Here is a 12,776-nt window from a genome sequence, read left to right as displayed (position 1 = left end):
CACCCGAAAACCCCCGGGCGCCCGAAAGCCTTCAGCAACCGAAAAGCCTAGCCGCGCAACATCTCCGCGACGAGAAACGCCAACTCCAGCGATTGCTGGGTGTTCAGGCGCGGGTCGCACGCCGTCTCATAGCGTCCGGCGAGGTCGAGGTCGGAGATGTCCTGTGCGCCGCCGAGACACTCGGTGACATCTTCGCCGGTGAGCTCAATGTGGATGCCGCCGGGATGGGTTCCCAGTGCATGGTGCACCTCGAAGAATCCCTGAACCTCGTCAACGACGCGGTCGAAGTGGCGCGTTTTGTATCCGGTCGGTGAGGAGTGGGTGTTTCCGTGCATCGGGTCGCTCTGCCAGATCACCTTGTGCCCGCTGGCCTCGACCGCGGTGACCAGTGGCGGCAACACGTCGCGGACCTTGCCGTTGCCCATGCGGGCCACCAGGGTGAGCCGGCCGGGCTCGTTGTACGGGTCGAGACGTTCGACGTACTCCACGGCCTGCTCGGGGGTGGTGGTCGGGCCGATCTTGATGCCGATCGGGTTGCGGATCAGCTCGGCGAAGGCGATGTGGGCACCGTCGAGTTGGCGGGTGCGCTCACCTATCCACAGGAAGTGCGCCGACAGGTCGTAGAGCACCCTGCCGTCGGCGCCGACGCTCGGGTCTTCTGGGGCCTCAGCCAGGCGCAGCAGTGCCCGTTCGTAATCGAGAACCAGTGCCTCGTGGGAGGCGAAGATGTCGGCGGCGCCCAGCGAGGAATCGGAGACCCCACACGCATCCATAAAGCGCAAACCACGGTCGATCTCGGAGGCCAACGCCTCGTAGCGGGCGCCGGCCGGGGACGTGCGGACGAATTCCCGGTTCCAGTCGTGCACCCGCCGCAAGTCGGCCTCCGAGTGGGTCAGCGCGCGAACCAGATTCATCGCCGCTGCGGCGTTGGCGTAGGCGCGCACCAGCCGTGAGGGGTCGTGGATACGGGTGGCCTCTTCGGCCGGGAACCCGTTGACCATGTCGCCGCGATAGGACGGCAGGCCCAAGGCGTCGGTGTCGGCCGAGCGGGGTTTGGCGTACTGACCGGCGATGCGGGCAACCTTGACCACCGGCAGGCTCGCACCGTAGGTGAGCACGACCGCCATTTGCAGCAGCGTGCGGATGTTGCCCTTGATGTGCGGCTCGGTGTTGTCAGCGAAGGTCTCGGCGCAGTCGCCACCCTGCAGCAGGAAGGCCCGGCCCTGTGCCACCTCGGCGAGCTCTCCGGCGAGCGTGCGGACCTCAGCGGGCATACAGATGGGCGGCACCGACTCGAGCACCGTCCGCATACGCCGCGCGTCCTCGGCGGGCCAACTCGGTTGCTGCAGCGCGGGACGAGCCAGCGCGTCGGCGAAACGCGCCTGCAGGTCGCCCGGCAGCGGCGGGAGTTCGGGCAGTTCGTCGATCGGAACGTCTACGGTCCAGTTCACCACCGCTCCAGCGTAGCGAGGCCAGCTGCGCACACGCGCACCGGCAGGAACTGGTCAGGCGCAACACAGCGAAGCCGGCGTCGCACACGCGCACCGGCAGGGAATGATCAGCCCCGGGTCTGCCGTGCGTGTTCGATCGCCTGCCACTTGCGCCAGTTGTGTCGAGCGTCACTGAGTGCGTCATGGGCGTCGGCGGGTGCCGACGGCAGGGCTGGACGGCCCGCGTATTCCCAGTGCTGACGTAGTTCGCGGGTGAAACGTGGGATCGTTCGCGGCAACGCGGTCATCGGCCCCCATAGCTGGCACAGCACGACGTGGTCGTAAGCGCCCACCCAGGCCCACAATTCGATGTCGCCGGGCTCGGTGGTCAGGAAGTCCAGGAGGTCCTCACGGATGGCGCGCCGGGACCGCCATGCCCGTGACGCCGGCGACGGCAGCTTGGGAAGGACGTTCGCGCGAACCCAGTCCCCGGCCCGGCCCGAATCGAACTCGGTGGACACCGCGTAAAATTCTCGACCGTCCTCGGCGACGACACCGATCGAGATGAGATCGATCGTGGTGCCGTCCTCGATAAACTCCGAGTCGTAGAAGAACCGCATACTGGTAAGTATCACCCGCCACCCGGCGAGGGTCGCCGCCGGAGAGGAACGAAGAGCCCGTCATGACGACAATGCTGACTTCGGTGGATGAGCGGTTGCGCCACTGGTCGCCGACCCGGCGCGCGCGCATCGTCATCGGAGTGATCTTCCTCGCATCGGCGGGGATGCAGATGTTCGGGGTGCCGTTCACCTCCAGCTTCGGCACCCGGACCCGCATCGACCTCGACGTCTACCGAATCGGTGCGCAGATCTGGCAGCAGGGACAGAGCTTGTATGCCGACGGGTCGATGCCGTTCACCAGCGACGGCATCTGGTTGCCGTTCACCTATCCGCCGTTTGCCGCACTCGGCTTCGTCCCGCTCGGTGCCATGCCCCTGCCGGTGGCCGGGGTGGTGATGTCTGTGCTCACCATCGTGCTGCTGATGCTCATCGTCCACATCGTGCTGTCGTTGTTGTCGGTGGGCACCCGCACCAACCGTTGGTGGCTCGCGGCACTCGTCGCCGCGGGCGCACTGTGGCTCAATCCGGTGTGGATGACGATGGGTTTCGGTCAGGTCAATGTCATCCTGATGGCGATGATCCTGCTCGATTTCGTCGTCATCGCACGCGTGCGCACGCCCTGGACCCGGGCACAGGGCATCCTGGTGGGTCTGGCCGCGGCGATCAAACTCACTCCGCTGGTGTTCATTGCCGTCTTCGCCGTCGCCCGCCGCTGGCGTGCAGCCGCCACCGCCGGTCTCACCTTCGTGCTGGCGGGCGCGTTCGCGGCGGTGTGGCTACCGCGCGATTCGTTGGGTTATTGGACGCACACGCTGTTCCACACGACGCGGATCGGCGATCCGGCCGGACGCATCAACCAGAACCTCAACGCGGCGTGGGTGCGCATCCTGCCGGGCGTCGACGGTCAGATCGCCTGGGTGCTCAGTTCGTTGGCGGTCACCGTGCTGGCGTTGTGCGCGGTGCACGTGTGCCGTCCCCGGGAATCGTTCGCAGCGGGCGCCGGCCCCGCGGCGCGGATCAATGCGATGCTCGCGACCTGCGCGATCGCGGTCTGGGGTTTGCTCGTCTCCCCCACGTCGTGGGCGCATCATTGGGTGTGGACGATCCCGCTGATCTTGACCACCATCACGGTTGCCGCGCGCACGTCGTCTCGCGGCACCCGGATCGCCCATCTCGGACTGGCCGCGGTCGGGCTTCTCCTGTTCTCCCTCGGGCCTTTTCAATTCCTTCCACAGAGTTCGGCCTCGTGGTCGGTGCTCGCGCAGATCGTCGGGAGTTCGTATTCGATCTGGGGTATCGCCGCACTCGTGGTGATCTGGCGGTTCCCGGCCCAAGGCTTGCGGGCGCCGAGCACCCACGAGGCCACCGGCCGGACCGAACTCGCCCAGATCCGCACGCGCTGACCCAGGTCAGTGGGCGGCCTATAGGGCCGCGAGCACGCTCAGGCAGCCGGTCCCATTCGGGCTTCGGGCTTGGAACCCAGGGACTCGGCGGACGAACGGTTTTTGACGCTGGCTGCATAGACGTCGACGTACTGCTGACCCGACAGACGCATCAATTCGTACATGATCTCGTCGGTGACGGCACGTTCGATGAATCGGTTGCCCTGCATGCCTTCGTAGCGATCGAAGTTCAGCGGCTTACCCACCCGGACGGTGACCTTGGTCGGTCGAAACATCACCGTCCCAGGCGGATTGAACTTGTTGGTACCGATCATCGCTACCGGGATCACCGGCACCCCGGTCTCCAGCGCGATCCGCGCGAGCCCGGTCTTGCCCTTGTAGAGCCGACCGTCGGGTGATCGGGTGCCCTCGGGGTACATGCCCATCAGCTCACCCTTTTCCAGCTGCCGGCTCGCTGCGGTCAACGCACCGGCGGCCGCCTCGGCACCAGACCGGTCGATGGGGATCTGGCCGACCGCGGTGTAGAACCAGCGCTGGAACCTGCCCTTGAGTCCGGTCCCGTTGAAGTACTCGGCCTTGGCCAGGAAGTAGATGCGACGCGGGCACATCAGCGGCAGGAAGAAGCTGTCCATCACCGCCAGGTGGTTGCTGGCCAGGATGGCCGGTCCGCGCGCCGGAATGTTCTCCAGCCCTTCGATCGTCGGCCGCCCCAGCAACCGGAGCAGCGGGCCCAGCAGCACGTATTTGAACACCTGGTACCACATCGTGTGTGTCACTACCCTTCGTCGCACCGACGAGTGCTTACCGGCCACTCGATCCGGTTGTGAACTCTACTCACCCCAGCCGACGAGCGTGAGGCATCGGCCACCCGACGCACAGGACTTGCGGCCTGCGCCGACACCCCGACATCGGATTCCAGTCGCCATCACGTATGAGGTTATCCGGCGTCGGGCCCGTCAGACATCGGGAAGATCAGACATCGGCGACCTGCGCACGCCCGCACCGATCCCCAAGCGAGCGATCTCGGCGGCCCCGAGCACTCCGGCGTTCTCACCGAGTTGCGTACCGCGGATACGCGCGAGCTGCCGATGGCCGGCCCCGGTGACCAGCCGCGCATAGTGCTCGCGGGCCTCGTCGAGGTAGAGCCCCGACGCGGTCCCGACACCGCCGGCGATGACGATGAGGTCGGGGTCGAAGACATCGGCGATCATCGCCAGGCCCTGGCCAAGCGATGCGGCGAACGCGGCGAACGCAGCCACCGCCACCGCGTCGCCGTCAGCGGCGGCGCCGGCCACCCGTCGGCCGGTCAACGACCCGGGGTCGGCGGCCAGATCGGTCGCGAGCTGGCTGCGACCCCAGTCGCCGTCGGCGAGCAACTCGACCACGGTGTCAACCAAAGCCGTTCCGCTGCAATACCTCTCCCAACATCCACGCTTACCACAGGAGCATTGGCGGCCGTCCGGGACGATGGTGAGGTGCCCAAGCTCCGGTGCGACACCAAAGCTGCCACGATAGATCTCCCCGTCGATCAACAGGCCCGCACCGATGCCAGTGCCGATCGCCAACACCAGCACATTGTGTCCGCGGGCCGCCGCCCCGTAGTGACGTTCGGCCACCGCGGCCGAGTTCGCGTCGTGTTCGGTGAACACCGGTATACCGATGCGCGCGGCCATTTCCTCGGCCACCCGGGCCTCCCGCCACGGCAGATGGGGGGCGAATCGCACCACCTCGCGGTCGGGGGTGAGGAAGCCCGCGATCGCCACCCCGACGGCCTTGGCCGCCCAGCGCGAGGTCAGCTCGCCGACCAGGCGGTCGAGGCAGTGTTCGAGGGCTTGCGCCGTCGGCGGGGTCGCCGCGCGCAGAGTGTCGAGCATGACGCCCGAGTCGTCAACCACGGCGGCACGCACGCTGGTGCCGCCGATGTCGATCCCGATGGTCAACTCGCCCATCACTTCTCACCTTCCGACGTCGGGTCGACCACAGCGTGTCCACCCAACGCACCGGTCGGCGGTGTCTGCGGGGCGGCCTCGAGTCGCACCGCGATCGGCTGGTAGCGCCGCGGTGGCGCCCCGGCGTCGGCGGGCGCGCTGCGCAAAGCCGCCGCGATCGCCTCCAGCAAGGTGATGAGTGCGGCGATCAGCCGCGCGAGCAGGTCCCCGATCTCCTTCATCAGTGAGGTGATCTCACCGACGGCGGCCGCGGCCGATCCGTCGCCGAAGAAGGCGCCGGCCGCGGTGGCACCGCCCGATACGGACCCGGCCGGTCGTGCGGTGCCGGTGGGCCCCGTTCTGCCGGTAGCTCCCGATGCACCGGTGCCGAACCATCCCGCGACGACGTCGATCTGGGCGGCCAGCGCGAGCAGCAGGTCGCGTAGTGGGTCGCCTATCGACTCGCCACCACGTGCCGAACCCGACCCGGCATCGGCGCCACGGCTGGTGTCGTCAGTGCTCATGCCCTCGCCTCATACGCTCGGCTCATCCGGTCGATACTCCATCTGGCGATTCGTGTGCACAAGCACGGTACCCTCTGGGGCCCGCCCACCTCCATTCCGGGGCGCAGGCTTGCGCAGCCTCAGGCCTGACGGCCCTGTGGCCAGACTGACGGATCCGGGGTGAAGAGCACCCTGATCCGCCGGCCGTCCCAGCTCGCCTCACCGACGTGGCAGCGCCGCAGCACCGACGGCAGCCGCACCGCGTGACGGAAGCCGTCCACGGTGACGAGCAGGTCGTCGCCACCGCGGCCCAGGTCGAACCGGTGGGGGTCGGGCAGCCGCTGCTCCCACGACATCTCAAAGACGGTGTCGAGCCCGGTACCGGACACCGTCCTCACCTCGGCGTCGCCGCTACCGCGGGCGGCGCCGGTCGGTCGGGCAAGTGAGACAGCGAGTTTGCGTAGTCGCGCCGGGCGATCCAGTGGGGCGGCTGCGAGCTCGACGGTGCAGACAGACACTTGCGGGTCGTCGACGACCACCTCGGCGGGCGCACCGGCACCGACGCCCCGGTTCACCACGATCGACCGCATCGGAAACCCCATCAGATCGGCGATCGCGAGATAACGCGGTAGCGCACCGGCACCGCGTGCGTCGGCCGCCACGACGAGATGCCCGGCGACGACATGCGGATCGGTGAGCAACTCCGCGATGTCGTCGCAGTCGCCGGCAATGGCGTCGACGGCGGCCGTCAGTTGCGTGAGCATCGGTGAGCCGGCGGCCACCGCGAGACGTCGGTGGCGCGGCCACAGCCGTTCGAGGGCCTGCAGCAGGATCGTCGGCGCCCGCAGCAGGGAGTACGGATCGGCGACCCCCGACAGATCGACGACGATGCGTTCCCAAGTGCCGCTGGTGGCCTCGTCGCGGATGCGCCGCAACAGCAAGAATTCCTCAACCCCCGGCAGTGCGGCGAGTTCGGCGGCGTCGATTCCGGCCAACGTGGTCAACACCGGCAGCGTCGTCTTGGCGCCCCGGATACCGGCGGCGAGCAACTCGGCGAACATCGCCCAGGTCTTTTCCAGCGACTCCAGCCGGTCGAGCGTCAGCAAATGTACGCCCGAGGAGACCGCAACGCTCGATCCGGGCATCCGGAAGACCCCCAACAGATCCGGCGTCGGCGAGAGCCGGTCGACGGTGATCAGCAGGGTGTGACGGTCCGGCCGGGCCAAGGGAGCGCGGGCACGATCACGACCGCGGTCACGGCGCAGTGCTCCCGCGGCCGCGACCACGGAGATCCCGGAACCCCCCGGCCCCAGCATCACGTGGATGGGAGTGAGATCGATCAGCCTTCGACCCTCTTCTTCAGGTCGTTGAGGGCGGCATCGGTGATGGCCTTCTCGGCGCGCCTCTTGAGTTGCCCGATCATCGGCACCATCAGGTCCACCATCAGTGTGTAGGTGACCTTGCTCGAGCCGGGCACCTGTTGGACGACCTCGTAGCGGCCGCGCTGATCGCTTTGCAGATCACTGGAGACCAGTTCCCACCAGACCCCGGTGCCGTCGGCGTCCCACTCGTACCGCAATTCGTAGGTGTCGCGCAGCACTCCGGCGTCGAGCACGAATCGCACCCGGCGTGCGCGACCTGCCGAATCACGTTCGGTGACTTGGACTTCGCGGGCCGCGCTGACCCATTCGGGGTAGTTGTCGAAGTCGGCGATCACCGCCATGATGTCGGCAGCGTCGGCATTGACCACAATCGAGCGTTCGGTGCGGTCGGCCATCAGGCACCTATCCGACCGGCCGCGGTCGCGGGCTCGCCGACGCCGCGACCGTCCTCGAGGATGTCCTTGCACTCGAAGGCCATCACCTTACCTGCCACCCGGCGCTGCCGGTTGAGTTCGGCGAGCACATCCGCGCGCTCTCGGTCCGACCGCCCGCCGCCGACCACCGACGCGGCCGGTTCGGCATGCAGGAAGTAATGCAGGACGAAACCGTCGAGCACGGGCTCGCACCAGATCTCCATCGTCCCCTCGATCGGCCCCGACACGCGCCAGCGCACCCCAGCGGCCGCCCGGTCCTCGACCACCTCGAGATGCAGGTCGGGCCACCAGCGGCGCCACCTGGTCCGGTCCCCCAGCACGTCGGCCGCACTCACCGGGTCCGCGGCAACGAAGGTGTCGTCGGCAACCTGAATGCTCGTCACGACTCCAGCTTCACATATCGGCGCGGCCGATCGGTAGGCAACGTCTGCTCTGGCATCGTTTGCTTCGCGCACGGGCCTCACCGCGAACCCGATCGGCGGCGCCGCGACCTCACCAGGTCGCGGCCCACCCGCCGCATCGTGCCAACGGTCGTCGTTACGATGGTCAAGTCATCACTGACGGTCGAAAGGTGCAGGATATGAGCGAGTACAGCGTTCCCGCGAGGTTCACCATCGAGGCCGATGAGAACGCCACCTCGATCATCTTCGGCATCGCCGAACGCACACCGAGCCAGACTGTCTTCCGCCGCAAGGAGGGAGCGACATGGAAGCAGGTGCGCGCCGATGACATCGCCGCGCAGATCACCGCTCTGGCCAAGGGCTTGATCTCCTCCGGCGTGCAGCCCGGCGATCGGGTGGCGCTGTTGTCGGCGACCCGCCTCGAATGGGTGCTGCTGGACTTCGCGATCTGGTCGGCCGGGGCGATCACCGTGCCGATCTACGACTCGTCGTCGAGCTCGCAGATCGAGTGGATCATGACCGACTCCGCGGCCTCGACGATCATCGTCGAATCCGACGAACACCGAAAGCTCTACGAGGGAGCCACTCTCGACCATCCGGTGCAGGTACTGCAGATCGATCCGTCCGACGGACCGGGCGCGCTCGAGCACTTGACGGCCGCTGGTGCCGAGGTCGACGACGACGAGGTCGCCACGCGACGCGCGACGGTCCACGCGAGCGACCCGGCGACGCTGATCTACACCTCGGGCACCACCGGCCGGCCCAAGGGCTGCGAGCTGACGCACGCCAACATGCTCTCCGAGGTCCGCGGAGTCCTCGAGGGCAACATGTCGCAGTTGCTCGCGCCCGGCAAGCGGTTGCTGATGTTCCTGCCGCTGGCGCACGTGCTGGCCCGCGCGATCACCCTGGTCGCCATGGAGGCCGGGGTCGAGGTGGGCTTCACCAACGACATTGCAGGCCTCGTACCGGAATTCGCGGTGTTCAAGCCGTCTCTGATCCTCTCGGTGCCCCGCGTGTTCGAGAAGGTCTACAACACCGCCCGCCAGAAGGCCCACGACGAGGGCAAGGGCCGGATCTTCGACATGGCGGCGGCCACCGCCATCGACCACGCCGCGGCGGCCGAACGCGGCGACGTCGGAATCGTGTTGCGCGCCAAGCACACCCTGTTCGACAAGCTCGTCTACGGCAAGCTCCGCGCGGCACTCGGCGGCGAGTGCGAGCTCGCGATCTCCGGGGGCGGGCCGCTCGGTTCTCGCCTGGGATTCTTCTTCTCCGGGATCGGCATCCCGGTCTACGAGGGTTACGGCCTGACCGAGACGACCGCGGCGGTCACCGTCAACACCCCCGGCGCGGTCAAGATCGGCACCGTCGGAAAACCCTTGGCGAGCAACGCCGTTCGGATTGCCGAGGACGGGGAGATCCTGCTGCGCGGCGGCGTGGTGTTCAAGGAGTACTGGCACAACGAGGAGGCCAGCGCCGCCGCCATCACCGACGGCTGGTTCCACACCGGCGATCTCGGATCACTCGACGACGAGGGGTTCCTGAAGATCACCGGGCGCAAGAAGGAACTCATCGTCACCGCGGGCGGCAAGAACGTCTCGCCCGCCGGCCTCGAGGATGTCATCCGCGCCGATGCCCTGGTCTCACAGGCGGTCGTGGTCGGCGATCAGAAGCCGTTCATCGCCGCATTGGTCACCGTCGATCCCGAGGCCTTCCCGGCGTGGAAGGAGCGCAACGGCAAGCCCGCCGACGCATCGGTGGCCGATCTCGCCGACGACCCCGACCTGCGCGCGGCGATTCAGTCGGCCGTCGACGAGGCCAACAAGACCGTCTCGCACGCCGAGTCGATCAAGAAGTTCCGGATTCTCGGTGACGATTTCAGCGAGGAGACCGGTGAGATGACCCCGACGCTGAAGGTCAAGCGCAACGTGGTCGTCGACAAGTACGCCGGCGACATCGACGCGCTCTACGCCAGGCGCTGAGTCGCCCGTCGACGTCGTCGCGGTCGTCGAACACCACCGGCCCGAGCCGATCACAGCAGCTGGCGCAGCCGCGCGGCCGTCTGTGACCACTGCCAGTGGTCCTCGACGAATCGCCGTCCCTGACGGCCCATCTCCGCGGCAGCGTCGCGATCGCCCAGGATTCCGATGAGCGCGAGCGCGACCCCGGCGACATCGGTGCCGTCGACGACGGTTCCGGTGATCCCCTCTCGGACGGTCTCCGGGGCGCCGCCGGAGAGGCCGGCGACCACCGGCACACCGCTGGCCGACGCCTCCAGGTAGACGATGCCCAGACCCTCGACGTCCAGACCCTTGCCGCGCGTGCGCGCCGGCATGGCGAAGACGTCGGCGATGGTGTGATAGGCAGCGAGTTCGGCCGCCGGGACCGGCCCGGTGAACACGACGTGCTCGCTGACGCCCTCCGCGTGGGCGATGTCGTGGAGGTTCTCGGCGTAGGGTCCGCCCCCGACGATCACGAGCGCGGCGTCGGCGATCTCTGATCGGATCAGCGGCAGTGCACGAATCAGGACGTCTTGCCCCTTGCGCGGCACCAGCCGTGACAGGCACACGATGGTGGGTCGCTCACCGATTCCCAGCTCGGCTCGAATTCGTCGGCGCGACGCAGCATCCGGAGCAAACCGGGTGATGTCGACGCCCGGCGGGAGATACTCCAATGCGGCGCGCGGACCGAACGCCGAGGCGAATCGGCCGCGGGTGTAGCGGCTGACGTAGGTGATGACGTCGGTGTGGTTGCCGATGTAGCGCAGGATGCCGCGCGCCCCCGGGATCATCGACCAACCGACCTCGTGTCCATGTGTGCTGGCGATGATGCGGCGGGCCCCGGCCCGACGCAAGTATCCCGACAACACCGCCAACGGGGCAGCCGCCCCGAACCACACCGTCGAGATATCTTCGTCCCGAATGATTTTCGCGGCGCGACGGGCGACGAACGGGGTGGGCAACATCAGCGTCGTCGGATGCCGATAGACGCGGTAAGGCAGCGCGGCGTCGAACTCCTCGTGGCTGCGTCCACGCCAGCGCGGGGCATAGACCACCACATCATCCGGATCCAGCAGATCGACGAGATTCTCCAGGTAGGACTGGATTCCGCCACGCCGCGGCGGAAAATCGTTGGTCACCAGGAGCGTTCGGTGCATCACTCCATCATCCTTGCCGATTTCATCGCAGTTGGGCCGTCAGCCACGCCCGCCACCGGGCGACAAACTGGGCCCGCGTGATACCCAGGGTGGCCGACAACGCGGCATCGGCGCGCGCGTCGTCGCTCGATGCACCCACCGCCACGTACAGTGCACGAAGCCTGGGTTCGCCGAAAGCCGCCGCGACGAAGGTCGCCACCGACCAGGCCGACTGATAGGCCAGCCGCGAGGACACGGCATCGACGGAGAACTGATGATCGGTCGGTAGATCGGCCGGGGTGTCACCGGCCTGCACCGCGGCCGCGAGATCCGGGGCGGCATCGGCGGGACGGGTGTAGGTGCCCTTGCGCCCGACGTACTCGGCGACTCCCTCGGTGAGCCACATCGGCGCAGTGGTCGCAGTATGCGCGCGGGTGGCGACGTGTGTGAGTTCGTGGCGCAGAACCACGCCGAGTGCCGGTGCGGGCAGATCACGGGCGACCGGGGTGAGCAGGACGCGCTGGCCCGTCACCGAGCCCGCCGACAGATCAAGATGGGCGTAGATGGTTGCGGCCGCGGCGGTGTCGGTGGCCGAGGCGGCCAGGGCGTGGAATTGGTCGTCGGCGGCCGTGCTCACCACCACCGAACGCTGGGGCCACCCGGTCCCCCAGAACGCCGATACCGCAGCGATCGCACCGGGCAGCAGAGACCGGATGCGGGCGACCATCTGGGCGGTGGGGCCGGAAGCCATCGAACCAGAGGCCACAGAACCGGGGGCTGCGCCGGTGGCGGCCGCGGCATCCTCGGCGCTCTCCGGATAGGACGCGATGACCGATGTGCCGCCCGCGGTGGGAACGTCGACAACGGCCAGTTCCGGCAGATCCCACATCTGCGCCGATGGCGTGGGCTCTCCGGCCAGTGTGGAGTCGCCGACCAGTTTCCAGGTGTCGTCGTAACGGGCGACGACGAGCTGGGTGTCGATCACCACCTCGTCCTCGTCGATCCCGGGAGTGCTCGCACCGCCGAGCGCCACGTGCAGTTCCACTGGGGCCACCCAGGTATCGGAGCTTCCCTGCTGATCCAGCCGTGCCTGAACGTCGGCACCGACAAGGGTCTCGACCTCCTCAGTCGGCGCGAGCTGGTACCGGAACTCTCTGAGCCGCAGACGTTTTCCGCGCCCCGTATCGGCGTGCACCGACAGGTTGTCCTGCACGGTCTGCAACCGGGCGCGCAGCGACGGGTTGACCGACGGGTCCACGAGCGCCGCGAGCTGATCGGGGGTGCCCGAGCGCAGCGCGGTCGACAGCGAGTCGAGGAGATGTGTCACGCCCTGGGAGCGCTGGTCCAGATAGACATTGCTTGTCGGCACCGGTACCGACGACGAACTCGTCCCCGAAACGACACCGCCACCGTCGCCACCGCAGGCTGTGATCAGTAGCGACATGACGACGAACACCGCACCGGCGCTCGTGGTCACCCCGGTGCGCAGGGTCGCCCACCGCGGGCGGAGCACGCCGATCGCCCACCGCGGGCGAAGCA

At 68.0% G+C, this 12,776-nt stretch carries 12 protein-coding genes; 2 read left to right on the top strand and 10 right to left on the bottom strand.

Annotation, left to right across the window (positions count from 1 at the left end):
- Positions 1–47 precede the first annotated feature (47 nt).
- Both EF294_RS07920 and EF294_RS07915 read right to left on the bottom strand, forming a co-directional pair.
- Positions 48–1,454: a class II 3-deoxy-7-phosphoheptulonate synthase gene (locus EF294_RS07920; RefSeq protein ID WP_123927853.1), complete on the bottom strand. Its 1,407-nt coding sequence runs from the start codon at positions 1,452–1,454 to the stop codon at positions 48–50.
- A gap of 104 nt (positions 1,455–1,558) precedes the next feature.
- Entirely contained in the window at positions 1,559–2,050 is a 492-nt protein-coding gene (locus tag EF294_RS07915; RefSeq protein ID WP_123927850.1) for a polyadenylate-specific 3'-exoribonuclease AS, read from the bottom strand.
- A gap of 71 nt (positions 2,051–2,121) precedes the next feature.
- Between EF294_RS07915 and EF294_RS07910 the strand changes: the two genes are divergently transcribed.
- On the top strand, positions 2,122–3,453 hold the full coding sequence (locus tag EF294_RS07910; RefSeq protein WP_123928308.1) for a glycosyltransferase 87 family protein: 1,332 nt from the start codon (positions 2,122–2,124) through the stop codon (positions 3,451–3,453).
- A 38-nt stretch (positions 3,454–3,491) separates the two neighbouring features.
- Here EF294_RS07910 and EF294_RS07905 read toward each other — a convergent pair whose 3' ends face one another.
- The 6 genes from EF294_RS07905 to EF294_RS07880 all read right to left on the bottom strand — a co-directional run bounded on the left by EF294_RS07905 (position 3,492) and on the right by EF294_RS07880 (position 8,083).
- The gene (locus EF294_RS07905; RefSeq protein ID WP_123928305.1) at positions 3,492–4,217 is read right to left on the bottom strand and encodes a lysophospholipid acyltransferase family protein; all 726 of its coding nucleotides are present in this window, start codon (positions 4,215–4,217) and stop codon (positions 3,492–3,494) included.
- Positions 4,218–4,409: 192 nt separating this feature from the next.
- A complete protein-coding gene (locus EF294_RS07900) occupies positions 4,410–5,402 on the bottom strand; it encodes an ROK family protein (RefSeq protein ID WP_123927847.1) in 993 nt (330 codons plus the stop codon).
- Positions 5,402–5,905 carry a hypothetical protein gene (locus tag EF294_RS07895; RefSeq protein ID WP_123927844.1) on the bottom strand — a complete coding sequence of 168 codons (504 nt, stop codon included), beginning with the start codon at positions 5,903–5,905 and terminating at the stop codon, positions 5,402–5,404. Before EF294_RS07895 ends, EF294_RS07900 begins: the two co-directional genes overlap by 1 nt.
- A gap of 119 nt (positions 5,906–6,024) precedes the next feature.
- The gene (locus EF294_RS07890; protein WP_123927841.1) at positions 6,025–7,203 is read right to left on the bottom strand and encodes an ArsA-related P-loop ATPase; all 1,179 of its coding nucleotides are present in this window, start codon (positions 7,201–7,203) and stop codon (positions 6,025–6,027) included.
- Positions 7,204–7,223: 20 nt separating this feature from the next.
- The gene (locus tag EF294_RS07885) at positions 7,224–7,661 is read right to left on the bottom strand and encodes an SRPBCC family protein (RefSeq protein WP_123927838.1); all 438 of its coding nucleotides are present in this window, start codon (positions 7,659–7,661) and stop codon (positions 7,224–7,226) included.
- The gene (locus EF294_RS07880) at positions 7,661–8,083 is read right to left on the bottom strand and encodes a hypothetical protein (RefSeq protein ID WP_123927835.1); all 423 of its coding nucleotides are present in this window, start codon (positions 8,081–8,083) and stop codon (positions 7,661–7,663) included. Before EF294_RS07880 ends, EF294_RS07885 begins: the two co-directional genes overlap by 1 nt.
- A 197-nt stretch (positions 8,084–8,280) precedes the next feature.
- Here EF294_RS07880 and EF294_RS07875 point away from each other — a divergent pair, with 197 nt between their 5' ends.
- Positions 8,281–10,083 (top strand): AMP-dependent synthetase/ligase, encoded by a 1,803-nt coding sequence (locus tag EF294_RS07875; RefSeq protein WP_123927832.1) that lies wholly within the window; start codon positions 8,281–8,283, stop codon positions 10,081–10,083.
- A gap of 50 nt (positions 10,084–10,133) precedes the next feature.
- Here EF294_RS07875 and EF294_RS07870 read toward each other — a convergent pair whose 3' ends face one another.
- Positions 10,134–11,258, bottom strand: coding sequence for a glycosyltransferase family 4 protein (locus EF294_RS07870; RefSeq protein ID WP_185090984.1), 1,125 nt, complete (start codon positions 11,256–11,258; stop codon positions 10,134–10,136).
- Positions 11,259–11,280: 22 nt separating this feature from the next.
- A complete protein-coding gene (locus EF294_RS07865; protein WP_123928303.1) occupies positions 11,281–12,756 on the bottom strand; it encodes a hypothetical protein in 1,476 nt (491 codons plus the stop codon).
- Positions 12,757–12,776 lie beyond the last annotated feature (20 nt).

Source organism: Gordonia oryzae (assembly GCF_003797185.1).
Classification (GTDB): Bacteria; Actinomycetota; Actinomycetes; order Mycobacteriales; family Mycobacteriaceae; genus Gordonia; species Gordonia oryzae.
Note: the sequence above shows the minus strand (reverse complement) of the source record. Positions and strands in the feature narration are given on the sequence as shown.

Coding starts and splice junctions, on each gene's coding strand:
- EF294_RS07885 (WP_123927838.1), bottom strand. CDS start 7,661: ATGGCCGACCGCACCGAACGCTCGATTGTGGTCAATGCCGACGCTGCC.
- EF294_RS07905 (WP_123928305.1), bottom strand. CDS start 4,217: ATGTGGTACCAGGTGTTCAAATACGTGCTGCTGGGCCCGCTGCTCCGG.
- EF294_RS07870 (WP_185090984.1), bottom strand. CDS start 11,258: ATGCACCGAACGCTCCTGGTGACCAACGATTTTCCGCCGCGGCGTGGC.
- EF294_RS07895 (WP_123927844.1), bottom strand. CDS start 5,905: ATGAGCACTGACGACACCAGCCGTGGCGCCGATGCCGGGTCGGGTTCG.
- EF294_RS07875 (WP_123927832.1), top strand. CDS start 8,281: ATGAGCGAGTACAGCGTTCCCGCGAGGTTCACCATCGAGGCCGATGAG.
- EF294_RS07900 (WP_123927847.1), bottom strand. CDS start 5,402: ATGGGCGAGTTGACCATCGGGATCGACATCGGCGGCACCAGCGTGCGT.
- EF294_RS07915 (WP_123927850.1), bottom strand. CDS start 2,050: ATGCGGTTCTTCTACGACTCGGAGTTTATCGAGGACGGCACCACGATC.
- EF294_RS07910 (WP_123928308.1), top strand. CDS start 2,122: ATGCTGACTTCGGTGGATGAGCGGTTGCGCCACTGGTCGCCGACCCGG.